Raw genomic sequence first — 22,796 nt, forward strand, 5'->3', positions numbered from 1 at the left:
TTTGGCCTGAACCTCAAATAAATGAAGCTCAGTAAAGAAATTGCCGATTGCTTATGTTCATAATCAATCGATGTTTTAATAACATCTGGCTTGAATCACAAATGATTCATGTTGCATTGTTTAGTTTTCAAAGAACAACTTGTCTTTCGAAGCGTTCTCGCTTCAAGCGACTTTTATATCTTATCGCATCGAGCTCAGCTTGTCAAGAAGTTTTTTCTTCTTTTTTTGAAGCTTTTTGGCTTTCACAGTTTTACCACTCAAGGTTTGTTTGTCTGTGTCTGCCGTATCTCTCAGCGACTTGTATTATGATACAGTATACAAAATGGTTTGTCAACACTTTTTTAAAAAAGAATATAAAAAGCCAGCTGATTTTCATATCAGCCAGCTTTTCAGACTTGCAGAACGTTGTTTCTTACCAAATGGTCTTCATGATACTGCGATAGTTCTCGTTGAGGAACTGGATCAGCACATTGAACATACCATAAATCATATCGCCGATGTCTTTGCCTTCATCATCAGGTGTCAGCAGACAAATATCAAGAATCAGAGAGCCCTCGCCATCAAAGTAGAGTTTGAAAGGCTTGTATGTCAGATTCTGCTCATTGGCCAGTTTGAGTACGGCCAGCTCATTTTCCTTTGTTTTGCATTTTGGCGAAACCTGGACGCGAATCATCGAAAAAATACTGCGGTCAAGCAGAACGAGCAGCGGCAGCTGCTGACCATCGACTTCTACATGCGAACGAAAGACAGTTGTCTTTTCCGGATCATTCTCGATCGTCTCTGCAGCAAAAGCCTTGATATTTTTTTCATCCAGAAAATCCTGAAATGCCTGTGCCTTTTTCGTCATTTCTGCCATAAAAATGCCTCCTCAAGCTAATAATTTCAAAAATTTATTTGCTAAAGAATTTATTCTTCGTAGCCTCCGGATAATCCTGCTTAAGACGCATTTCGTTTTACATTTAAAAAAGCTCATCAAGACGAATTTCAGAAATCTTATCTACGACATGATCACAAATAGACAGGTCCTGGTTTGGGCTGTGCGGACTATTGAAGCCGATGCAGGTCATTCCGGCCGCTTTGGCCGCTTTCGCGCCGTTAGCGGCATCCTCGAGGACGACACATTCCCTTGGATCTACCTGCAGATAGGCGGCTGTCTGCAGATAAATGGCCGGATTTGGCTTTGACTCGGGGAGGTTCGTGCCGCTCATCAGGATATCAAAGCAATCCCGTATTTTGAGGTCATCGACGACAAAACCAATAAAATCATCACTCGAAGAACTCGCAATGGCCGTCTTAAGGCCCTTTGACTGGCGTAATTCGTTTACCTCATGGATAAACGGCAGAATCCCCTCAATCGGCGTGACGTGTTCTTCGTGGAGCTTTTTATTGAATATATATGCCTTGGCTTTAGCAGCCTGCTCTGCAGTCGCCTTGAACGGATAATCTTTTTTTACTGCTTCAAACAGCATACTGTCCGTCATGCCCTGAAAGCGTTGAAAATAAGCAATATCTACCTCAAACCCCAATCTCTTGAGTACGTGCTGCTCAGCCTGCATATGTACGGGTTCTGTATCAGCAATAACGCCGTCCATGTCAAAAATAAATGCCTTCATGCTTTATCCTCTTTTCTATGCCTCTTATATTATTCTATTCTTCTTCATTTTCACAAAAAGACCTTCTCCGGATGGAGAAGGTCTCATAATTTGTTCTTTTATTATTCAACCGTGACCGATTTTGCGAGGTTACGCGGTTTATCAACATCGCAGCCGCGCGTGATCGCAGCATAATAAGCGAGAAGCTGCAGAGGAACGACCGTCAGCAGCGGAATCAGGAGTTCATCCGTCTCCGGAACCATGATGACATGGTCGACATACTTCTCAAGCTCCGTATCGCCTTCTGCGGCAATACCGATGACAACAGCATCGCGGGCCTTGACTTCCTTGATATTCGAAAGAGTCTTCTCGTAAACGCTCTTCTGCGTAGCCAGAGCGATGACGGGCACACCCTCGACAATCAGAGCCAGCGTGCCATGCTTGAGCTCACCGGCGGCATAAGCCTCGGCATGGATATAGGAAATTTCCTTAAGCTTCAGAGCACCTTCCAGAGCTACATCGTAGTCGAGCAGACGGCCAATGTAGAAAACATCTTCATTGAAGCCGTACTTCTTCGCAAAAGTCTTAATCGGGTCAACGTCTGAAAGTTCCTCGCTGATCTGCGCCGGAATGTTCTTGAGTTCTGCAATAAGCTCCGCGATGCGATCCGGCGTCTGCGTTTTCTTAATCTGAGCCATATAAAGGGCCAGCATGAAGAACAGAATCAGCTGCGTCGTATAAGCTTTCGTCGAAGCAACGGCAATCTCAGGACCAGCCCACGTATACAGTACCTGGTCGGCCTCACGGGCAATCGAGGAGCCGACGACATTCGTCAAGGCCAGGGTCTTTGCCCCAAGGCGCTTCGACTCTTTGAGAGCAGCCAGTGTATCGCTTGTCTCGCCCGACTGCGAAACCACAATGAACAGTGTATTTTCGTCGACAATCGGATTGCGATAGCGGAATTCAGAAGCTACATCCACTTCGACCATGACACGGGCCAGTTTTTCGATGTAGAACTTGCCGACAAGGCCGGCATGATAAGCCGTACCGCAGGCAACGATATAGATTTTATTGAAGGAATTCAGATAATCCGCATCCCACTTGAGCTCGTTCATGACGATGGACTTGCCATCCTTGGCAATGCGCTGGCTCATCGTGTCGCGGACAGCCTTCGGCTGCTCGTTGATTTCTTTGAGCATGAAGTGCTCATAGCCGCCTTTTTCAGCAGCTTCCGCATTCCAGTTGACCTCAAAGACCTTCTTCGTCACAGGTTCGCCGCGGCGGTTCGTGATCTTGATGGAGTCCTTGGTAACAACGGCAAGTTCACCATCGTTGAGGATGTACGTACGGCGCGTGCGGGCAATAATAGCCGGGATATCCGACGCGATGAAGTTCTCACCCTCGCCGATGCCAATGACGAGCGGGTTGTCCTGCTTCGTGCAGATGAGCTTGTCCGGTTCACGCTTGCTCATGAACACCAGAGAGTAGGAACCCTCGATGCGGTGCAGAACCTCGCGGACTGAAGAAACAAAATCACCATTGTAGACTTCTTCGAGAAGATGCGCAACGACTTCCGTATCGGTCTCCGACTTAAAGACATGTCCCTTTTCGATGAGCTCTTCCTTAAGGCCGAGATAGTTCTCGATGATGCCGTTGTGAACAACGACGAAATCACCGGAGCAGTCCGTATGCGGATGCGCGTTGCGGTCCGACGGACGGCCGTGTGTAGCCCAGCGCGTATGGCCAATGCCGATGGTGCCCTGCGGCATATCGTCTTTGATTTTATCGCGCAGTGCAGACAGGCGGCCTACACTCTTTTCCACGCGGATACGCTTGCCATCATAGACAGCGATACCTGCTGAATCATAGCCGCGGTACTCAAGCTTCGAAAGACCTTCCAGAAGGAAATCCGCAGCCTGCTTATCGCCGACATAACCTACAATACCACACATAATGAAGTACCTCCTGATACTTTGATGCAGCAGGTTCCCCCGCCTGATTTTGTGCAGATAATTGCTCATCTGATTTCATCAGGTCCTATCGACCGGGAACGGCCGGAAGGCATCCGCTGACGTCTCGACAACCTTCTCCTCGTCTTCCTCCAGAGTTATTTCTCCTAAAGGAACTAGCGCTAAGAATTGCTTCTTTTCCGTAACATCCCGCTGCAATATGAAATTATATACTCTTGTATCGAGACTTCGATACGTTGCTATTTTAGCCTAAAACCGCCTGCGTGTCAATATTTGCCCCATTCAGCCCTTGTAAACAAAGAATCCGGACATATAAAAATTCCCGTCCGGAAAATCCGAACGGGAATCTTTTAAGTTTAGGAGATGTAATGATTTTAAGAGATTACATCATGCCCGGCATGCCGCCCATGCCCGGTGCACCAGCTGCTGCCGGAGCTTCTTTTTCCGGTTTGTCCGCAACGAGCGTTTCCGTCGTGAGGACCATGGAGGCAATCGAAGCTGCATTCTGCAGGGCAGAACGCGTAACCTTAGCCGGGTCAACGATACCAGCCTTGAGCATGTCGACATACTCGTTCTTGAGTGCGTTGAAGCCGATGCCCGTGCCGGCCTTCTTAACGTTCTCGACAACGACAGAACCTTCAAGGCCTGCGTTCTGAGCGATCTGACGGACCGGTTCTTCGATAGCGCGTCTTACGATATTGACACCGACCTTCTCGTCGCCTTCGACGTCGAGTTTGTCGAGTGCCGGCAGGATGTCGAGGAACGTCGTGCCGCCGCCTGCGACAATGCCTTCTTCAACAGCTGCACGCGTAGCGTTCAGGGCATCTTCGATGCGGTACTTCTTGTCCTTCATCTCGACTTCCGTAGCAGCGCCGATCTCGATGACAGCAACACCGCCGGAGAGTTTTGCGAGGCGCTCCTGCAGTTTCTCCTTATCGAAATCACTCGTCGTCTGGGAAATCTGCTGCTTGATCTGAGCAACGCGCTCGGCAATGGCTTCTTTGTCGCCCTTGCCGCCAATGATCGTCGTCTCGTCCTTCGTAGAGACCATCTTGTGTGCCTGACCGAGGTCAGCGAGCGTAACGCTGTCGAGCTTGCGGCCGACTTCTTCGCTGATGACCGTGCCGCCCGTCAGGGTTGCGATATCCTGCAGCATAGCCTTGCGGCGGTCGCCGAAGCCCGGAGCCTTGACAGCCAGAGCCTTGAACGTACCGCGCAGCTTGTTGACAACAATCGTCGTCAGAGCTTCGCCGTCAACATCCTCAGCGATGATGGCGAGCTGTTTGCCAGCTTTTACGACCTGCTCGAGAATCGGCAGAATGTCGTTGATAGCCGAAATCTTGCGGTCCGTAATCAGGATGTACGGGTCGTCAAGCGTTGCTTCCATCTTATCCGTATCCGTAACGAGGTACGGGGAGATGTAGCCGCGGTCGAACTGCATGCCTTCCTTGACGGAAAGGTTCGTGCGCATCGTCTTGGATTCCTCAACCGTAATGACGCCATCTTTGCCGACTTTTTCCATGGCTTCAGCAATCAGGCGGCCCGTCTCTTCGTTTGCGGAAGAAATCGTAGCGACCTGTGCGATATCAGCCTGGCCTTCGACTTTCTTAGCTTTAGCCTTGATCTCCTCAACGAGAGCCTTGACTGCTTCATCAATGCCCTTCTTGATGATCATCGGGTTGGCACCGGCTGCGACATTCTTCATGCCTTCATGAATCATGGCCTGTGCCAGAAGCGTTGCCGTCGTCGTACCATCGCCGGCGATGTCGTTCGTCTTCGTGGCGACTTCCTTGACGAGCTGTGCGCCCATGTTTTCAAACGGATCCTCGAGCTCGATGTCGCGGGCAATCGTGACACCATCGTTCGTGATGGTCGGAGCGCCGAATTTCTTATCGAGGACAACGTTGCGGCCCTTAGGTCCGAGCGTTACTTTTACTGCATTTGCCAGTGCGTCAACACCGCGGCCGAGTGCGCGGCGTGCTTCTTCATCAAACAGAATCTGCTTTGCCATTTATATTACCTCCGAAATTATTCCACAACTGCCAGAATGTCGCTCTCGCGAACAATCAAATAGTCCTTGCCGTCAACCTTGACTTCGGAACCCGAATATTTGGAGAAGATGACGCCATCGCCAACCTTGACTTCCATAGCGGCGCGCTCACCATTATCGAGCAGCTTGCCCGTACCAACTGCCACAACCGTGCCCTTCTGCGGTTTCTCTTTGGCCGTGTCCGGCAGTACAATGCCGCTGGCCGTCTTTACATCGCTTTCTGCAACTTCGATGACAACTCTTTCGCCCAATGGCTTAATCATAGGTATCTTCCTCCTATAAAATGAATTTACTTTGTTATGGTGTTAGCACTCACTAGTCCCGAGTGCTAACTACAGTCTTTATATTACCCCCTCTAAGTCAAAATGTCAATATAAATTCCATAAAAAAGTCAAAAAAACAAAGGCAGTCATTTTGACTGCCTTGATAAGATGTAATTTTCTTTCTTAAATAATCCAGTTATTTGGCGCCATCATCGAATCGAGCATGGAATGATGCAGGATCTTTTCCGCAATCTGCTGGGAATTCAGTTCATTGACACCTTCTCCCACAAATTCGGCAAAGCGGCGTACATTTTCCGGTACTTCCTGCCCTTTGTCGAGCACGAGCAGGACGACGAGGCCGGCCTGCAGGAGATGCTGCAGGGTATTTTCATAATCTTCGCCGGCCTGCGGATGATAAAGATACGTGTGACGGCCATTGCGCACGAGGTAGTACTCGGCTTCTTCGATATCAGCAAGGGAAAGGCCGTCATTCTGCGGCTCAAAGGCCACGGCCAGCGGGGCCTGCCAGTTCAGGGCGCTGCGCATCTGCTGATTGGCAGCGAAATGACGTTTTTCACTGGCATCCGGAATTTCACGCACAACGCCGCAGGCCGCGGTCATATTGCTGATGCGGTCAATGAGGATGAGCTCGCCCTGTGTGCGGTGATGATTGAACGTATCGAGCACGATGGGCTCCGTCACGGCAATCTCGCAGACGGCAATTTCATTCTTCTTGAGTCCATCCGCCTTGACATGCTCGCCGCTGTTGATGTCGATGCGGTAATCGATATTCGTCAGTATGCCCGGAATCTTCTTCGTGCCGAGGAAGACCATGAAGTTCTTGCCGATGGAAAGAGGCACATCGTCCATCCAGAGGATTTCAGCCTTGAAATTCGCGGCCTGACGGACATGGCTTCCCTTTTCGAGCACGCAGCCGCGCGAAACATCGACCTCACGGTTCAGCTGAATGGTCACAGGCTGTCCCTTAAAGGCCGACTGCACGTCGCGGTCTGCCACCAAAATCTTTTTGACTTCGGCCTGTTCGCCGCTTGGCTGCGAGGTAATGGTATCGCCGACGGCAATGCTGCCGCTCTCAATCTGTCCCTGAAAGCCGCGGAATTCATGGTTTGGACGGCAGACGCGCTGTACGGGCATATAAAAACCATCTTCCTGCACGGCCGTGACATCGACCGTCTCAAGATACTCAAGCAGCGTCGGGCCATCATACCAGGGCATATTCGGGGATTTCTTCGTGACATTGTCGCCTTCCGTCGCCGAAACCGGAATGATCCTGACATCGTGCAGCGAAAGTTCCTGCTGGAGTTCCTCAATCTGCTGGCGAATTTCGTCAAAACGTGCTTCTGAATAATCCGCAAGGTCCATTTTGTTGATGGCAAAGACGAAATAACGAGTTCCCATGAGCGCACAGATGCGGGCATGACGGCGCGTCTGCGTCAAAACGCCCTGCGTCGCATCGACGAGGATGATGGCGAGGTCCGCAAACGAAGCGCCGCAGGCCATATTGCGCGTGTATTCCTCATGCCCCGGCGTATCGGCGCAGATGAAACTGCGGTTGTCCGTCGTGAAATAGCGGTAGGCCACGTCAATCGTGATGCCCTGCTCACGCTCGGCCAAAAGTCCGTCAAGCAGCAGCGAATAATCGATGGCGCCGCCGCGGCTGCCAACTTTGGAATCGAGCAGCAGCGCTTCTTTCTGGTCGGCATAGATGAGTTTGGCATCGTATAAAAGATGACCAATCAGCGTGGATTTGCCGTCGTCGACGCTGCCGCAGGTAATGAATTTGAGTAAATCGTTCATATCAGAAATAACCCTCCCGTTTCCGGCGTTCCATGCTGCCGGCTCCCTCGTGATCGATGACGCGGCTCGTGCGCTCCGATTCTACGGCGCCGAGCGTCTCCTCCACGATGGCATCTAATGTATCGGCTTCCGATTCGACAGCTCCGGTCAGCGGATAGCAGCCGAGCGTGCGGAAACGGACTTTCTTATGCTGAATATCCTCAGGCTTCAGGTCAAGTTTTTTGACGATGCGGTCATCATCAATCATGATGAGATTGCCATCGCGCTCGATGACAGGGCGTTCTTTCGCAAAATACAGCGAGACGATCTCGAGATTCTCGCGGCGGATGTACTGCCAGATGTCTTTCTCCGTCCAGTTGGACAGCGGGAACACGCGGATGCTCTCGCCCTTGTTGATCTGCGAGTTGTAGAGCTTCCACATCTCCGGACGCTGATTCTTCGGGTCCCAGGCCTGCGCCGCATTGCGGAAGGAGAAAACGCGTTCCTTCGCACGCGATTTTTCCTCGTCGCGGCGGCCGCCGCCAAAGGCTGCCGTAAAGCCGTATTTCGTCAAAGCCTGCTTGAGTGCCTGCGTCTTCATGATATCCGTATACGAAGCGCCGTAGTCAAACGGATTGACATCGGCCCTCAGGCCTTCCTCATTCTTGTACTCAATCATGTCGAGACCGTATTTTTTCGCCTGTGCATCGCGGAAGGCAATCATCTCATGGAACTTCCACGTCGTGTTGATGTGCAGGAACGGAAAAGGCGGCTTTTCCGGGTAAAAGGCCTTGAGTGCCAGATGCATCATGACGGTACTGTCTTTGCCGATGGAATAGAGCATGACCGGTTTTTCCGATTCTGCTGCTACTTCCCGCATGATATAGATAGCTTCCGCCTCCAAGGCATCGAGATGCGATAATTTTCCCATATCTATGAACTCCTTACTCAGTATTGATTGGCATTCTGGCGGTCAATCGTGATGATGATTGTATCCTGCCCAGGTTTTTTGATATGCCAGTGATAAAAGTGACTTTTTTTCTCGATGGTCATCGTGCTGCCGCTGCCGCCAAGGTCCGCGCCAAGAAAATAGCCGATAGCGCTTACCGGGCACACCTTCATGCAGGCCGTGCAGCCCCAGCAGTCCCGGACTTCGCGGATTTCAGCTTTGCGCCCTTTTTCCGCCTGCCGCAGGCACAGGAGATTGCCGGGGCAGGCCTCTGTGCAGCGGCCGCAGCCGATGCAGCGCGCCTTATCAATGCGTATGCTCATAATGCCCTCCTTTGACCAGCGGCTTCTTATATATATGGAAGCTTCCGTCTTCAAAGCACGAATTGATGTAGCAGAGGCCTTCTGGCGACTGCTCCGGATAATCGGCGTTCTCGCCAAACGTATGCCACCTCGTCTCATGACGTGCCAGCAGATGGGTAATGAGTGCCCGGCAGACCGTCAGACGTTCGCGCAACTCGTAAATCTTCATGAGTCCGTACATATCTATAGAAGCAAGTGATGGCAGCAGGCTTTCAAGATGCTGGATTTTTTCATCCGCGAGCTGCAGCCGGCTCTTGTTATAGCGGTAATCCGTATGGATGCCGCCGGCATACTCATCCATGACTTTCTGCATGGCCTCTTCAAGCTGTTCTGTCGTCAGATTACCCTGCTCATTGGCAAGATAAGCATCATAGGCGGATAAATGAGCATCATCAGTTCCCGTATTTTGAGACGGATTTTTTTCTGTCTGCTGGCAGAACGCTGCAATGGCCTCAGCGGCGATTTCACCTTCGGCCAAGGCTCCGGTCACGTATTTCTGCGGAGCACCGCCCGCCACATCGCCGGCTGCAAAAAGGCCCTCAATCGTCGTTTCGCGCTTCGTATCAACCCAGAAGCCGCTGGCCGTGTGGCCGCCGACGACGTAAGGCTCCGTGCCTTCCACCTCGACCGGTTCTTTCTGCGGGCCTTTGCCGCTTTCGAGCCATTTCAGGGTCTGAGCCGGTGCCATATTGAGATAGGCATGGTAAAGATCTTTTTGCTGCTCCTGTGTGATATGGCGCGTATCGAGGTAGCACGGGCCACGCCCCTTGCGGTTTTCCTCAACCGTGCCGTAAATGCGCTGCGGTGTCGTCAGGCCGTATTTTGTCTCGTAGACTTCGCCTTCGGCGTTGACCTGCTTTGCGCCGACGCCCTGCGCAATCGTGCCGGTCGGTGCAATCGTATCCTTGCAGCGCAGGGCAACGAAGCGGTGCTCAAGCGTCGTCATCTCGGCGCCTGCGCGGATGCCCATGGCATAGCCCGCGCCCGTATTGAAAGGAGGATACCACATCTTATGGCGCGAGAAGCCCGGATTATTCGGGCGATAGAGCCCTGCCGCCCCGCCCGTGCTGATGAGCACAGCCTTGGCGTCGATATCATAGGCAATCTTTTCGCGCACGGAAAATCCCACAGCGCCGTAAACTCTGCCATCTTTTACCTTCAAGTCCGTAATGTTGACATGATTGAGCACCGTCGCATTTTCCTGTTCCTGTACGCCCTTTGCCAGCAGCGGCTTGATATTCTCGCCGTTTATTTTGACATTACGCCAGCCGCGCGTCACATAATTCCCGTCTTTATCCTTCAGGATTACGAGGCCGCGCTTTTCAAGGTCTTCCGTGACCGCATTGACATTTCGGGCAATCGTCAGCATGAGGTCGTCGCGGATGATGCCTTCGGCATCCCGACGCGCGTATTCGACATAATCTTCGGGGGTATGACCTGCTGAAATATAGGCATTGAGTGCGTTGACGCCGGCCGCGAGGCAGCCGCTGCGCTCAATATTTGCCTTTTCTGCAATCAGCACCTGCATGCCCCTTTCCCTGCCAAGCCGGATAGCAGCATAGCATCCAGCCGTGCCGCCGCCAATAATCAGCACATCGGTCTCCAGATGGCGCCGCTCTAAATGCATTTCCTTCATGTAATATCTCTCCTAAAATCCACATCTTCTTCAAATCAGCATCAGCACAAATCCGGCACCTGCCGAAAACATCATCGGTGCCGCAAGCCCTGCCTTGGGCCTGCAAAGGACCAGCAGGCAAATGACAGCGAGAAGGACCGTCAGCAGCAGGACAGGCAGCTGCGGCAGAGAAAGTTCCGCGCCAGCGGCGAGATTCGTACGCAGCATCGAGAGAGCCACATTAAGCAGCAGGCCGCTGATAATCGGGCGTACCCAGAAACTCACCTGACGGAAAACCGGTACATCGTGGAACGTTCGCAGGAGACGTGCGACAAAACCAAAAAGCAGGCCCGAAGCCGCTACGCTGATGCCAAAACCAGAAAGTGTCAGCAGGAGACCTGCCGTCATACCGCCCGCGCGCATCCCTTCAAAATAACCGATGCCCGTCAAAATCTTGCAAAGGATGGACCCCGGCAGGGCATTGGCCACCGGTACGAGCTGACCATAAAAATCGGCGGCTGTTACGGCGCCACTGCCGACGAACAGTCCATCGGCAATCGTCAGATACGCATCGCCGCCGCCAAAAGAGAGCAGCGAGGACAAAAAGCCATTCATCAGATAAGAAAGGCTCTCCGGCACGAGCAGCAGTGACGGCAGGGCAAAAAACAGGGCAAAGCCGAACCAGACCAATGCTTCCTTCAGGCTCCCGAGCAGCAGCGTCCCCTTGTCCCTGGCTGCATCATCCTGCGCAGCGCCGCGAAAACTTTGCGAGATGCCATAAACTCCCAGCAGACCCATCAGGAAAATGCTTCCGACATGTATTTCAGCCATCCACGGCAGTCCGCCCGTGAGGCTGCTGCCGCTCAGAAGAAACGAAACGATCAGAGAGGATGCCAGCAGATATTTCGCACGCGTCCTCTCTTTGCTCAAAAAGACAATCAGGAAAAATGCCAGCCCCAGCGTTGCCACGACCGAAAGTCCGAAAATCGGCTTCTGCGCAACACCTAAGAGCGCGTAAATATTTTTTTCCGAAGAAAGCAGGAACACGGCCGTCATCACGAGACCCATCATGCGCACAGTCCGCTGCCCTTCCGTCTGAACCTGGCGGAACGTCTTGATGACATAGAGCAGAAGCAGGCTGATGATGAAGGCACCGAGGCCGATGGAAATGCTGCGGATGCCAAGCAGTGCCTCTCCCTGCCCGCCCGACAGCACGGCGAGAATCAGGATGGTCAGAATGGACCCCGGCAGCGCCATCATCGAAGCAGCGAGCATCATCCCTGCATAACCGCCTAAACGCTGACCAATGCCGGCAGCAATCTCCACGGGCAATGCCCCTGGCGTAACGCAGGCTGCTACGACATCTTCCTCGTAGTCGCGTTTCGAGACAAGACGGCCCCTGCGGACAACTTCTTCCTCGATAACCGGAATCAGCGCGTTACCGCCGCCAAAACCAATGGCTCCTATGCGGAACATACTCGCAGCCAAGTGCATAAGACGCCCATATCCCTGCTGCATGGATTCATTTCTGCCGGTTTCTGCTAAAACATGTTCCACTGCCTTCACCTCACATACCCTGAAAAATAAACAAATAAAAATGGAGATTCCAAGACATGCCTTAGCATATCCTGGAACCTCCATTTGTTGGTCAGTTCCTATCCAATATGGTTCTATCATAAACGAGAAAACATAGTTTGTCAACATGTAAACTAACTTTTTGTGATAAAACTCATATATATTTTCTTTTTCCCTGTTCTCAGACCTTACCGCCCGCGGCCTTGACGATGGCCTCGGCGACTTCCTTGACGGTCAGCCGCTTCATCATCGCATACTGCTGGATGCGGCGGTAGGCCTCGGGCTCTGACAGATGATGGGCAGCCATGAGGATGCCCTTGGCGCGGTCAAGTGTCTTGCGCATGGCCAGGGAATCGCGCAGGCCCGCAAGTTCCTGCTCGAGGCCCTGCATCTCACGCCAGCGCGACATGGCAATTTCAATGGCCGGAAAGAGATTATTTTCCTGCACGGGTTTGACAAGATAGCCAAGTACGCCCGAATCCTTCGCTTTTTCGACAATTTCCGGCTGGCTGAATGCGGTCAGCAAAAGCACAGGGGCCAGCTTTTCCTCTGAAATCTTGCGCGCTGCCGTGATGCCATCCATCTGCGGCATCTTAATATCCATGATGACGAGGTCCGGACGATGCTGACGCGTGAGTTCCACCGCCCTGCGCCCATCAATCGCCTCACCCACGACCTCATGTCCGGCTTCTTCGAGCATCTCCCGCAAATCCATGCGGATGATGGATTCATTATCCGCAATGACAATCCGTAATTTCTCATGTGCCATATGTATTCCTGCCTTTCCCCTGCAATCCTCTTATTTTCCTGTCCTGTATCAATCTATTTGTATTTCCAGTTTATGCATCCGTAGGATTTGGCTGTACTTTTGGGATGCGCAGTCTTGCATGCGTACCATGTCCGGCTCCGCGTTCATCGTTCTCGATGACGAAAGTACCGCCAAGGTCCCCTTCGACCAGAGTCTGCACAATGGTGAGTCCCAGCGATTTGCGCGGCTGTTTGCCAAAATCTGCCGGCAGTCCGATACCGTCATCATAAAAGTCCAGATGCCAATGGTCCGCATCCTCCTGCACCGCAAGGCCGATGAGTCCCGACTTACGTCCGACAAAGGCATGCTCCATGGCATTGAGCACGAGTTCGTTTAAAACAAGAGCCACGGAACTTGCGCATTTCGACGGCAGAATCAAGCGCGGGCCCTTGAATTCCGTACGAATGAGGAAATCTTTGTCCGTCATATTGCGCGCTGCCAGGTCGAAGATATGCCCCATGACCTCCTGCACATCGATATCCTCACTGCCTTGCTGTGAAAGATACTCGTGGACAACAGAAATCGACAGGATGCGGTTAATGCTTTCCTGAAGTGCTTCCTTGACTTCCCTGGTCTTTGCGCGTCTCGCCTGAATGCGCAGCAGGCTTGCAATAGCCTGCAAATTATTCTTGACGCGGTGATGGATTTCCTGAATGACCGCGGACTTGATGCGGATTTCCTTATCTTTGGCCCGCGTCTCCGTAACATCTGAAATGATGACAATGCGCATCTTGAGCTCGCCGCCTTCGCGGATGACGATTTCGCGGCGGATGAGGATGAGACCGCCGGCCGTGATCTCCTTCTGCCAGGGACGCTCCGTTTCCATGGTCTCGCGCGTGACATGCTGCGTCATCTGCCGGTCAAAAAGGTGGCCGCCGCGCAGGCTGCCGACACCAAGTACGCGGTAAATGCGCTGTGCTGCGGCATCGGCAAAGATGATGCGGCTGTGTGCGTCCGTGATCATGATGCCGTCACTGGCCGTAATCGGGCGGAACTGCTCGGGATTCAGCACATGACGGGCATGGTAAAGCACCGCCACGGCCGCTTCTAAAAGATGCGGATACCCTTCAATCGATAATTTTTCACGGTCTACCTCAAAATTCAGTACACCGATGACTTTATCCCCATCGTGTATGGCAAACGTGTACATATCAATCATGGAGCCATAATTCCATTCGCGCTTGCCGCAGCCGGGTTTCCCCGTTCGGAATGTTTCCTTGATCAGCGGTTCCTCAATCGAGCGTATCACACGTCCCGCTTCATCCGGCTTTCCCGGAAGGTAAACCGTATGTGGCCGCTGCTGCGCTGCAATAAGAAAAGAATTCGGCGTCTTTGCTCTGACATAAACCTTAAGCTCACCATGTGCCAAATCTGCCAAAAAAGGAAAGACAATCGACATGCGTGAAAGCAGACTGATCTGCAGCATGGTCAGATTCGTCTGCTCACGGCAGAGCCGTGTAATACTATCCATCTTATCCGCACCTCACTCTTACACTTTTGCTTTATAGTATAGCAGAAAACGTTTAATTTGTAATGTACTATCCGTAAAATGATACAAGTAATAGAATATTTTCCGAAAAGACAAAAAGGACTGCTGTACAGAGGCAGCAGTCCTTTGACAGGGAATCCACATTGATTCCAAAATCTCTATTCTGTATACGGTTATTTCTCTTCCAAACCAAGTCCCGGCACGGCATTGAGGTATAAATCGCTGAAATCGCCGTGTTTGGCCTGATAATAGCCGCGGCAGGCAATCATGGCCGCGTTGTCCGTGCAGAGAATGCGATTCGGATAGAAGAAGCGGATGCCCGTTTCTTCGGCACGTTTACGCAGTCTTGCCTCAAGCCCGCTGTTCGCCGCCACGCCGCCGGCGAGTACAAGCGTGTCACGTCCCGCTTCCTGCACGGCGTCAAACGCTTTTTCTACCAGCACTTCCACAACAGAATGCTGGAACGAAGCGGCAATATCCGCTTTCTGCAGCTCATGCCCCTTCATCTTCTCGCTGTTGATGTAATTCAGCACAGCCGATTTCAAGCCACTGAAGCTGAACTCGTAATTGCCTTTTTCCTCAAGAGCACGCGGGAAATCAATGGCCAGAGGATTGCCCTCTTTTGCCAGCGCATCAATGCGCGGACCGCCCGGATACGGCAGTCCCATGACGCGGGCAATCTTATCAAAAGCTTCGCCTGCCGCATCGTCGCGCGTCTGTCCCATCATATGGAAACGGTCGTAACCGCGCACGTCGACAAGTGCCGTATGGCCGCCTGAAACAACAAGAGCCATGAATGGCGGCTCAAGCTCTGGTTCCGCCAAAAAGTTAGCAAAAATATGCCCTTCAAGGTGATTGACCCCGATGAGCGGCTTATCAAGGGCAAAGGCAAGTGCCTTCGCTGCTGAAACGCCGACCAGCAAAGCTCCCACAAGGCCCGGACCATATGTCACGGCGACCTGGTCGATGTCTTTGAGCGTTACGCCTGCCTGACGCACAGCCTCATCAATGACCGGCATGATATTGACGATGTGTTTGCGCGAAGCGATTTCCGGCACCACGCCGCCAAACTTCTGATGAATCGGAATCTGCGTCGAGATGACATTGGACAAAATCGTGCGGCCGCCGCGCAGTACGGCCGCCGAAGTCTCATCGCAGCTCGACTCGATTCCCAGAGTCAGGATTTCTTCTTCCACGCTATCCCTCTCTCCTCATAAACTGACTAAAATTAGCTTAAACTGACATAAATTGGCATAAACTGGCAAAAGCCATTTCGCCCGTTTCTTTATAATTTCGTATTCCACATGATGATGGCATCCTCGCCATTATCATGGTAGTATTTTTTACGGACACCGGCTTCGCGAAAGCCATAATGTGCATAAAGGGCGCGTGCCGGCGCATTCGACGGCCGCACCTCGAGCGTCATGGCCGTGACGCCGCGCTTTTTCACCATCTCAATGAGCCTGCCCAAAAGCTCTGTCCCGACTTTCTGCCCGCGGTATGCCGGCAAAATGGCAATATTCGTGATCTGTGCCTCTTCCAAAGAAATCCAGCAGCCCACATAGCCGATGACTTTTTGACCGTCTAGAGCCAGCAAATAACAGGTATTCTCGCTTGCGGCTTCCCGCCAAAACGATTCTCTCGACCACGGAATGGCAAAACACGCCTTTTCGACGGTTTCTACAGCTTCGGCGTCCTCGGGCTTCATTTCGCGGAAGCTCAGACCCACCGGCTTCATTTGGCTGCCTCCGGATGACGTTTTTCCCAAAGGACCTCTGCTTCACTGCGGCGAATGTAGACAGGCTCCATGTTCATGACATTATCACGGTGTCCTGCAGCAAATTCTTCCAAACCAAGCATGGCTACGCAGGCAGCGCGCGGCATGATGAGATGCGCCGGTGCCACTGTGACATTTTGAGGCAGCTCCATTTTCCCGCGCACGCGTTTTGCCGCAACATCGCCTAAGAGCACGCAAGGACGTCCCGACTCCGCACATTCCGCGATGATTTCTGCAAGCGGCAGGACTTCTACGGACTGCATGACCTGCAGCTTCCCGTCCTGCCATTCATAGCTTTCACGGTAGGCATTGCCCTTTTGCGCATCGAGCAGGCTGACGATGCGCAGCCCTGGCACCGGATAGTGATAGGCAAGTGCCTTTAATGTCGAAACACCGACAATCGGCAGGTTCAGGGCATAGGCCATGGCCTTGGCCGCGGCCAGTCCGATGCGCAGGCCCGTAAAGGAGCCTGGACCGATGCTGACGGCAATGCCTTCAAGCTGCTCTTTTTTGCCCCCTGCCATCGCGAGGACTTTCTCGATATGCGGCATGAGCGTTTCCGAATGCGTGAGCTTTGCCTGCATCGTAAGCTCAGCCGCGAGTTTATCAGCAGAAGCCACAGCCACACTCGAAACCTGCGTGGCCGTATCAATGGCTAAAATAGACAAATGACTCCAACTCCTTTATGAATTCCTGATAGCGCTCTCCGACGCTTGCGAAAGTAATCCTGCGTCCATCCTCCTGAAACTCCGATTTCTCGATATGGACCTCGACATAATCCTCCGGCATACACTGCGGAAACTTATCCGACCATTCAATGACGACGATTCCCTCGGGATCTTCCGTATATTCGTAGAAGCCAATATCTTCAAGCTCCTCCTCGGATTCCAGACGATAGAGGTCAAAATGATAGATGGGGCATATTCCTTCATATACATTCATGAGATTGAATGTCGGACTTGTGACCTCTCCCTCTACCCCCAGAGTACGCGCAAGGCTCTGAACAAACAGTGTCTTGCCGACGCCAAGGTCTCCTTCCAGGCACAGTACGGTTCCCTCCCGGATCTTTTGTCCGACAAGCTCTGCTATATGGGCAGTTTCCTCGGGAGAATTCGTTGTACAGGTAAACATTTCGTGTATTATCTCTCCTATATATAGTTAAAAATGAACACATAAAATCATGCATATTCAATTTATCATTATATCACACGGAGCAGATTCGGTAAATTCCTCCACATGCCAGCCCGCCATGATAATTTAGATAATTATTATCCGTAGAAAATTTATTTTATAAAATGAGCAAATTGGCGATATTAAGAGATTGAGTGAGAATAAAGCAGATATTTCCTCTTAATCGCCAGATTTCGCTATTTCTATTTTATCCCATATGACGTATAATCAAAGCATAGCAAGTGAGCTACACCGATTGACACAAAGAACAAATCAATCGGGATTCACCTATGATGTGTATGTATATCAAGATATATTAGGAGGCTTTTATTATGAAAAAGTTTGTTTGCACGGTTTGCGGTTATGTTTATGAAGGCGAAGCAGCTCCGGCTGAATGCCCGATCTGCCATGCTCCGGCTTCCAAGTTCGTTGAGCAGAGCGACACGATGACGTTTGCTGATGAGCATCATGTCGGCGTTGCAAAAGACGTTGATCCGCGCATCATCGAAGGTCTGCGTCAGAACTTCACGGGCGAGTGCTCCGAAGTCGGCATGTACCTCGCTATGAGCCGTCAGGCTGACCGCGAAGGTTATCCGGAAATCGCAGAAGCTTACAAACGCTACGCTTTTGAAGAAGCAGAGCATGCTTCCAAATTCGCTGAACTCCTCGGCGAAGTCCTCACGGACAGCACGAAGAAGAACCTGACGATGCGTATCGATGCAGAGCACGGCGCCTGCGCTGGCAAGAAAGAGCTCGCAACGCTCGCTAAGCAGCTCGGCCTCGACGCTGTTCATGACACGGTTCATGAGATGGCTAAGGACGAAGCTCGCCATGGCCGCGGCTTCAAGGGCCTGTTCGACCGTTACTTCGGTAAATAATCCCTTATCCTTCAAAAAGTCCCATTTCTGGAACAAAACTCCTAAACATCATATAAAGGACACCCTGCAGCGCATCCGCAGGGTGTTTTGGTATATTCATGTATACAATTCGCTTTTTTATGCATCTCTATTGCAATCGAGCCAAAAAAGTTTTATACTATCCCTAACCTGAAATGTTGCAACGGAGCAAGATATGAGGCCTTGCCTTGTGTCCTGCTCCATTTTTTTCAGGGTGTCAAAACTATACTATCATACAGGAAGGGTTGTGTTATGAGAAGCTTTCTCTTAAGTGAAAATGAAATGAACGAACTGTGCAGGAGACAGGAGACGCCTTTTCTCGTGCTGTCCACGGACAAGGCTGCCGAAAATTACGCATTCCTGCGCAAGCACCTGCCGCGCGCCGGCATTTATTATGCCATCAAGGCGAATCCGCAGCCAGATGTCCTCAAACGCCTTGCCTCCATGGGCTCCCATTTCGATGTGGCTTCGGCCGGTGAAATGGAAATCCTGCATGAGGCAGGCATCGATGGTTCACGCATGATTTATGCAAATCCGGTGCACGATAAGCGCGGCCTTATGGCTGCCGCCCGCCTTGGCGTCAAACGCTTTACATTCGATGATGCCAGCGAGATTGCCAAAATCGCCAAATACGTGCCGGATGCCGACGTGCTCGTGCGCGTACAGGTCCAAAACAGCAAGGCCCTCGTCGATCTCAACACGAAATTCGGCGTACCGCTTGCTGAGGCACTGCCCCTCTTAAAGCAGGCAGAAGACGCAGGACTCCATGCCAAGGGCATCTGTTTCCACGTTGGCAGCCAGTCCCTTTCTACAGCGGCTTACGAAGAGGCCCTGCTGCTCGTCCATCACCTTTTCACCGAAGCGGAAGCTTCCGGACTTCACCTCACCGATCTCGATATCGGCGGCGGCTTCCCGATTCCTTCAGCCAACGGCCTGCATATTGACCTTGCCGCCATGCTCGAAGCCATCAACCGCCAAATCGACCGCCTGTTTCCAGAGACACAGGTCTGGACGGAGCCGGGCCGCTTCATCTGCGGCACAGCCATGAATCTCGTGACTTCAGTCATCGGTACGAAGATGCGAGGCGATAAGCCATGGTACATTCTCGACGAGGGCATCTACGGCGTATTTTCGGGCATCCTGTTCGACCACTGGGAATACCCGCTGCACTGCTTCGGCCGTGGCAAAAAAATTCCTTCAACATTTGCGGGGCCGAGCTGCGACGGCATCGATGTGCTCTACCGCGACTTCCCCGCACCGAAGCTCGCCATCGGCGACAAGGTGCTTGTCGGCAATATCGGTGCCTACACGACCGTCTCAGCCACGCATTTCAACGGTTTTGAGCCAGCCCCCATCCTCATATGGGAAAAACAGGCCGACCTCATCGCCAAACGGCAGCAAGATTTTTCTGCAAATGAAAACGACGATACAGAAGAAAATCAGCGTCTTCTCCGGCTCTGATTCCTTCTAAGCAAAAAACAGCCACACTGTCTCATATTGTATGGTGACAGTGTGGCTGTTTTTTTATGGATCAGACAATCTTTGTCGACCAGCTCTCGATATTCCAGACGGTATCGACGAGGTCTTCGTAAAAGTCGGGTTCGTGCGAGACGAGCAGCAGGGTGCCTTTGTACTCCTGCAGAGCGCGCTTGAGCTCTTTTTTCGCTTCGACATCGAGGTGGTTGGTCGGCTCGTCGAGCACGAGCAGGTTGACAGGCTTCTGCATGATCTTCGCGAGTCGGACTTTGGCTGCCTCGCCGCCCGAAAGGGCCGTCATTTTCGTCGTAATGTGCTCATTCGTCAGGCCGCAGGAGGCAAGCGCCGCGCGGACCTCGAAATTTGTCATGCTCGGATATTCCTGCCAGAGTTCGTCGAGGGCCGTATTCATATTGCCCTTGGCTTCTTCCTGCTCAAAATAACCGACCGAGACGAATTCGCCCTGTTCAATTTCACCGGCAAACGGCTTGATGATGCCAAGGAGTGTCTTTAAGAGCGTCGATTTGCCGAGGCCGTTCGTGCCGCGGATGGCGATTTTCTTATTGCGTTCGACCTTGATGTCGACGGGTTTTGTCAGGGCCGAATCGTAGCCGAGCACGAGGCGCTGCGCCTCGATGACAAAGCGCGACGGCGTGCGGTCCTGCTGGAAATGGAAATGCGGTTTCGGCTTTTCCTGACGCTTCGTCAGAATTTCCATTTTGTCGAGCTTTTTCTGACGGCTGTTCGCCATGCCGCGCGTCGCGACGCGGGCCTTATTGCGCTGGATGAAATCCTGCTCCTTTTTGATTTCGGCCTGCTGGCGCTCGTAAGCAGCTTCTTCCTGACGGCGCTTCAGTGCGGCCATTTCCTCGAATTTCTCATAGCTGCCCGTGTAGCGCGTGAGCTGCAGATTGTCGACGTGCCAGATGACATTCGTCACGGCGTTGAGGAACGGCACATCGTGCGAAATGACGATAAAGGCGTTTTCGTAGTTGATGAGATAATTCTTGAGCCATTCGATGTGCTCAGCATCGAGGTAATTCGTCGGCTCGTCGAGCAGCAGAATCTCGGGGTTCTCCAAGAGGAGTTTTGTCAAAAGGACCTTCGTACGCTGGCCGCCCGAAAGCTCGTCGACTTTGCGCTCAAGGCCAATATCCCGCAGGCCCAGACCGCCCGCGACTTCCTCGATGCGCGCGTCAATCGTGTAGTAGCTGCCGGCTTCGAGGATATCCTGAATGTCGCCGACATCCTTCATAAGTTTGTCCATTTCCTCCGGCGTTGCCTCGCCCATCTTGTCGTAAGCCGCGAGCATCTCCTGCTCGAGCTGCACGAGGTGGTCAAAAGCCGTGCGCAGCGTCTCGCGGATCGTCATGCCTGGCTGCAGCACGGCGTGCTGGTCGAGGTAGCCGACTTTCGTGCGCTTCGCCCAAGTGACCGTGCCGGCATCCGGCGTGAGTTTGCCCGTGATGATGGACATAAAGGTCGACTTGCCCTCGCCGTTCGCGCCGACCAGCGCCACATGCTCGCCTTTTAAAAGGCGAAACGATACATCCTCAAAAATCTCCCGCCCGCCATAGCTGTGCGAAAGATGCGAAACCTCCAATACGCTCATGAATTTCTCCTTTTCCTTCCATAATATAGAGCCTGTCCATAAAAAAGAGGCTGCGCGTGCAGTCTCTTCGAAAAATCATCTGATGTTTTATTATACCATAGAGCACACGCCGCGAAAAGGCGAAATCCTGCCGCTGTTCAGCGTCTGCTCCGCCGCTGTTTTGCCGGCTGCTTCGACTCTATTGCAGCCGCCTCATCGCATATTATTTTTTCTCAGGCGGCTGCGGCGCATTGCGCTTGCCGGCAATCCACTCCTTGAGAGTCTCGCGGTCCATCGGCGGCAGGTCCTCTTTTTTGACCTCCGACCATGCCTGTGCCTGCTTCATGCAGAAGTACACGCCGCCGATGCCCAGCACCAGACAGATGATGCCCCAAAGATACGACGCCGTATACACAAGATACGCTCCCCCGAGCGTCACAAACATAAAAAACACCGAATTCCATGTCTGCACCATCATATTGAAATACTTCGGCATAGACCGCATAGCGACTCCCCCTTGGTTTCCCATATTTTTTCCATAGAAGCTTTTCTTACAGCTCTTTTTAACACTATTATACCATAGGAAGTAATAAAAAAGACTTCCTATTTTCATAGAAAGCCTCATTTTGCAAAAATGGTCGGAACGACGGGATTTGAACCCACGACCTCTTCCACCCCAAGGAAGCGCGCTACCAAACTGCGCTACGTCCCGACAACACTCAATATTATAGCGTATTTCACGTCTATTGTAAAGATATAAAATCCATCGCACATATCAGATGAAGTATTCGATGGTATCCTGTGCGGTTTTCTTTGTGCGTTCGTTGAAGAGCAGGACAGCTTCGCGGTCTTCGACGGGGCCGAGGGCGTAGGGCTCGTTTGTCTCGCGGTTGAAGCAGGCAGCCGGCACGATGCGATTGTATTCCTTCGGATGCGCAAGCGTCAGTTCGATGCCGGTGCCTTCAAATTCCTTGGAGCCTTCTGGCACATACCACGGGTCAAACATGTAGATGCCGTTTTTGTCGACACCGGTCAAAAGTGCGTAATGCTCGACTTCGTAGAAAAGGCGCACGACGGCGACACCGCCGCGGTGCAGGGCATCGTTGACGAGACTTTCCTGACTGATGGACACCGCTTTTCCCGAGAGATACTGGCTCGAAAGTGGCAGATTCGTCGCATGGCCAAAGCCATCAAGCCAGTTTGACAGGAACATCATCGCCATGCGGCTCGTGCCCGCGCGGCCCGGCTCCCCTTTGTTGCTGTAGCAGTCGAGGCTGTAGAGCATGACGTTGCGGATGATCTCGGGCGGAATCTCTTCGCGTTCAAAGAGATAACTGACTGCGTTGAGCATCGTCGTCGGGCCGCAGTCGTACTCCGAAAACTGATAACGCAAAGGACTCTTCATATATTTACTCT

The 22,796-nt window shown here is 52.2% G+C and carries 21 protein-coding genes and 1 tRNA gene; 2 read left to right on the forward strand and 20 right to left on the reverse strand.

Annotated features, from left to right (window positions below; translation table 11 throughout):
• Positions 1–412: 412 nt before the first annotated feature.
• The 16 genes from ACE419_RS10335 to tsaE form a co-directional block, all read right to left on the reverse strand.
• Positions 413–856, reverse strand: coding sequence for a hypothetical protein (locus ACE419_RS10335; protein WP_435721957.1), 444 nt, complete (start codon positions 854–856; stop codon positions 413–415).
• 103 nt (positions 857–959) lie between these two features.
• Entirely contained in the window at positions 960–1,613 is a 654-nt protein-coding gene (locus tag ACE419_RS10340) for an HAD family hydrolase (protein WP_435721958.1), read from the reverse strand.
• A 101-nt stretch (positions 1,614–1,714) separates the two neighbouring features.
• The gene (gene glmS / locus ACE419_RS10345) at positions 1,715–3,544 is read right to left on the reverse strand and encodes a glutamine--fructose-6-phosphate transaminase (isomerizing) (RefSeq protein ID WP_435721959.1); all 1,830 of its coding nucleotides are present in this window, start codon (positions 3,542–3,544) and stop codon (positions 1,715–1,717) included.
• Positions 3,545–3,944: 400 nt separating this feature from the next.
• Positions 3,945–5,573, reverse strand: coding sequence for a chaperonin GroEL (groL, locus tag ACE419_RS10350; RefSeq protein WP_435721960.1), 1,629 nt, complete (start codon positions 5,571–5,573; stop codon positions 3,945–3,947).
• Between the two features lie 17 nt (positions 5,574–5,590).
• Positions 5,591–5,875, reverse strand: coding sequence for a co-chaperone GroES (gene groES / locus ACE419_RS10355; protein ID WP_295633135.1), 285 nt, complete (start codon positions 5,873–5,875; stop codon positions 5,591–5,593).
• 183 nt (positions 5,876–6,058) lie between these two features.
• Positions 6,059–7,693, reverse strand: a complete 1,635-nt coding sequence (locus ACE419_RS10360; protein WP_435721961.1) for a sulfate adenylyltransferase subunit 1 — start codon at positions 7,691–7,693, stop codon at positions 6,059–6,061.
• A 1-nt stretch (position 7,694) separates the two neighbouring features.
• The gene (gene cysD, locus ACE419_RS10365; RefSeq protein WP_432647619.1) at positions 7,695–8,603 is read right to left on the reverse strand and encodes a sulfate adenylyltransferase subunit CysD; all 909 of its coding nucleotides are present in this window, start codon (positions 8,601–8,603) and stop codon (positions 7,695–7,697) included.
• A 17-nt stretch (positions 8,604–8,620) separates the two neighbouring features.
• Positions 8,621–8,944, reverse strand: a complete 324-nt coding sequence (locus ACE419_RS10370; protein ID WP_432647618.1) for a 4Fe-4S dicluster domain-containing protein — start codon at positions 8,942–8,944, stop codon at positions 8,621–8,623.
• Positions 8,928–10,610, reverse strand: coding sequence for an adenylyl-sulfate reductase subunit alpha (locus tag ACE419_RS10375; protein ID WP_435721998.1), 1,683 nt, complete (start codon positions 10,608–10,610; stop codon positions 8,928–8,930). The genes ACE419_RS10370 and ACE419_RS10375 overlap by 17 nt, the downstream gene beginning before the upstream one ends.
• A 39-nt stretch (positions 10,611–10,649) precedes the next feature.
• Complete coding sequence (locus ACE419_RS10380) at positions 10,650–12,155, reverse strand: chromate transporter (protein ID WP_435721962.1); 1,506 nt, start codon at positions 12,153–12,155, stop codon at positions 10,650–10,652.
• Positions 12,156–12,354: 199 nt separating this feature from the next.
• Positions 12,355–12,942, reverse strand: coding sequence for an ANTAR domain-containing response regulator (locus ACE419_RS10385; protein ID WP_432647616.1), 588 nt, complete (start codon positions 12,940–12,942; stop codon positions 12,355–12,357).
• 70 nt (positions 12,943–13,012) lie between these two features.
• Positions 13,013–14,452 (reverse strand): sensor histidine kinase, encoded by a 1,440-nt coding sequence (locus ACE419_RS10390; RefSeq protein ID WP_432647615.1) that lies wholly within the window; start codon positions 14,450–14,452, stop codon positions 13,013–13,015.
• Between the two features lie 191 nt (positions 14,453–14,643).
• Positions 14,644–15,666, reverse strand: coding sequence for a tRNA (adenosine(37)-N6)-threonylcarbamoyltransferase complex transferase subunit TsaD (gene tsaD, locus ACE419_RS10395; RefSeq protein WP_435721963.1), 1,023 nt, complete (start codon positions 15,664–15,666; stop codon positions 14,644–14,646).
• An 89-nt stretch (positions 15,667–15,755) separates the two neighbouring features.
• Positions 15,756–16,208, reverse strand: a complete 453-nt coding sequence (rimI, locus tag ACE419_RS10400) for a ribosomal protein S18-alanine N-acetyltransferase (RefSeq protein ID WP_435721964.1) — start codon at positions 16,206–16,208, stop codon at positions 15,756–15,758.
• Entirely contained in the window at positions 16,205–16,915 is a 711-nt protein-coding gene (gene tsaB / locus ACE419_RS10405; RefSeq protein WP_435721965.1) for a tRNA (adenosine(37)-N6)-threonylcarbamoyltransferase complex dimerization subunit type 1 TsaB, read from the reverse strand. Before tsaB ends, rimI begins: the two co-directional genes overlap by 4 nt.
• The gene (tsaE, locus tag ACE419_RS10410) at positions 16,896–17,378 is read right to left on the reverse strand and encodes a tRNA (adenosine(37)-N6)-threonylcarbamoyltransferase complex ATPase subunit type 1 TsaE (protein WP_435721966.1); all 483 of its coding nucleotides are present in this window, start codon (positions 17,376–17,378) and stop codon (positions 16,896–16,898) included. The genes tsaB and tsaE overlap by 20 nt, the downstream gene beginning before the upstream one ends.
• 371 nt (positions 17,379–17,749) lie before the next feature.
• On the opposite strand from tsaE, the gene ACE419_RS10415 reads away from it, so the two are divergent.
• Both ACE419_RS10415 and ACE419_RS10420 read left to right on the forward strand, forming a co-directional pair.
• Entirely contained in the window at positions 17,750–18,295 is a 546-nt protein-coding gene (locus tag ACE419_RS10415) for an NADH peroxidase (RefSeq protein ID WP_432648043.1), read from the forward strand.
• 270 nt (positions 18,296–18,565) lie between these two features.
• Positions 18,566–19,774, forward strand: coding sequence for a type III PLP-dependent enzyme (locus ACE419_RS10420; protein WP_432648044.1), 1,209 nt, complete (start codon positions 18,566–18,568; stop codon positions 19,772–19,774).
• Positions 19,775–19,844: 70 nt separating this feature from the next.
• On the opposite strand, the gene ACE419_RS10425 is transcribed toward ACE419_RS10420, so the two are convergent.
• From ACE419_RS10425 to ACE419_RS10440, 4 genes are all read right to left on the reverse strand, one after another.
• Positions 19,845–21,401 (reverse strand): ABC-F family ATP-binding cassette domain-containing protein, encoded by a 1,557-nt coding sequence (locus ACE419_RS10425; RefSeq protein ID WP_435721967.1) that lies wholly within the window; start codon positions 21,399–21,401, stop codon positions 19,845–19,847.
• A 202-nt stretch (positions 21,402–21,603) separates the two neighbouring features.
• Positions 21,604–21,885 (reverse strand): hypothetical protein, encoded by a 282-nt coding sequence (locus tag ACE419_RS10430; protein WP_432646703.1) that lies wholly within the window; start codon positions 21,883–21,885, stop codon positions 21,604–21,606.
• A gap of 130 nt (positions 21,886–22,015) precedes the next feature.
• Positions 22,016–22,092 (reverse strand) — tRNA-Pro (locus tag ACE419_RS10435).
• A 63-nt stretch (positions 22,093–22,155) separates the two neighbouring features.
• Positions 22,156–22,785: a cysteine peptidase family C39 domain-containing protein gene (locus ACE419_RS10440; protein WP_432646702.1), complete on the reverse strand. Its 630-nt coding sequence runs from the start codon at positions 22,783–22,785 to the stop codon at positions 22,156–22,158.
• Positions 22,786–22,796: the final 11 nt, after the last annotated feature.

The organism is Mitsuokella apri (assembly GCF_047974105.1).
Classification (GTDB): Bacteria; Bacillota; Negativicutes; order Selenomonadales; family Selenomonadaceae; genus Mitsuokella.

What these genes read in the sequence shown, in the direction of transcription:
- ACE419_RS10335 (WP_435721957.1), bottom strand. Translation starts at nt 856, where the DNA reads ATGGCAGAAATGACGAAAAAGGCACAGGCATTTCAGGATTTTCTGGAT.
- ACE419_RS10340 (WP_435721958.1), bottom strand. Translation starts at nt 1,613, where the DNA reads ATGAAGGCATTTATTTTTGACATGGACGGCGTTATTGCTGATACAGAA.
- glmS (WP_435721959.1), bottom strand. Translation starts at nt 3,544, where the DNA reads ATGTGTGGTATTGTAGGTTATGTCGGCGATAAGCAGGCTGCGGATTTC.
- groL (WP_435721960.1), bottom strand. Translation starts at nt 5,573, where the DNA reads ATGGCAAAGCAGATTCTGTTTGATGAAGAAGCACGCCGCGCACTCGGC.
- groES (WP_295633135.1), bottom strand. Translation starts at nt 5,875, where the DNA reads ATGATTAAGCCATTGGGCGAAAGAGTTGTCATCGAAGTTGCAGAAAGC.
- ACE419_RS10360 (WP_435721961.1), bottom strand. Translation starts at nt 7,693, where the DNA reads ATGAACGATTTACTCAAATTCATTACCTGCGGCAGCGTCGACGACGGC.
- cysD (WP_432647619.1), bottom strand. Translation starts at nt 8,603, where the DNA reads ATGGGAAAATTATCGCATCTCGATGCCTTGGAGGCGGAAGCTATCTAT.
- ACE419_RS10370 (WP_432647618.1), bottom strand. Translation starts at nt 8,944, where the DNA reads ATGAGCATACGCATTGATAAGGCGCGCTGCATCGGCTGCGGCCGCTGC.
- ACE419_RS10375 (WP_435721998.1), bottom strand. Translation starts at nt 10,610, where the DNA reads ATGCATTTAGAGCGGCGCCATCTGGAGACCGATGTGCTGATTATTGGC.
- ACE419_RS10385 (WP_432647616.1), bottom strand. Translation starts at nt 12,942, where the DNA reads ATGGCACATGAGAAATTACGGATTGTCATTGCGGATAATGAATCCATC.
- ACE419_RS10390 (WP_432647615.1), bottom strand. Translation starts at nt 14,452, where the DNA reads ATGGATAGTATTACACGGCTCTGCCGTGAGCAGACGAATCTGACCATG.
- rimI (WP_435721964.1), bottom strand. Translation starts at nt 16,208, where the DNA reads ATGAAGCCGGTGGGTCTGAGCTTCCGCGAAATGAAGCCCGAGGACGCC.
- tsaE (WP_435721966.1), bottom strand. Translation starts at nt 17,378, where the DNA reads ATGTTTACCTGTACAACGAATTCTCCCGAGGAAACTGCCCATATAGCA.
- ACE419_RS10415 (WP_432648043.1), top strand. Translation starts at nt 17,750, where the DNA reads ATGAAAAAGTTTGTTTGCACGGTTTGCGGTTATGTTTATGAAGGCGAA.
- ACE419_RS10420 (WP_432648044.1), top strand. Translation starts at nt 18,566, where the DNA reads ATGAGAAGCTTTCTCTTAAGTGAAAATGAAATGAACGAACTGTGCAGG.
- ACE419_RS10425 (WP_435721967.1), bottom strand. Translation starts at nt 21,401, where the DNA reads ATGAGCGTATTGGAGGTTTCGCATCTTTCGCACAGCTATGGCGGGCGG.
- ACE419_RS10430 (WP_432646703.1), bottom strand. Translation starts at nt 21,885, where the DNA reads ATGCGGTCTATGCCGAAGTATTTCAATATGATGGTGCAGACATGGAAT.
- ACE419_RS10440 (WP_432646702.1), bottom strand. Translation starts at nt 22,785, where the DNA reads ATGAAGAGTCCTTTGCGTTATCAGTTTTCGGAGTACGACTGCGGCCCG.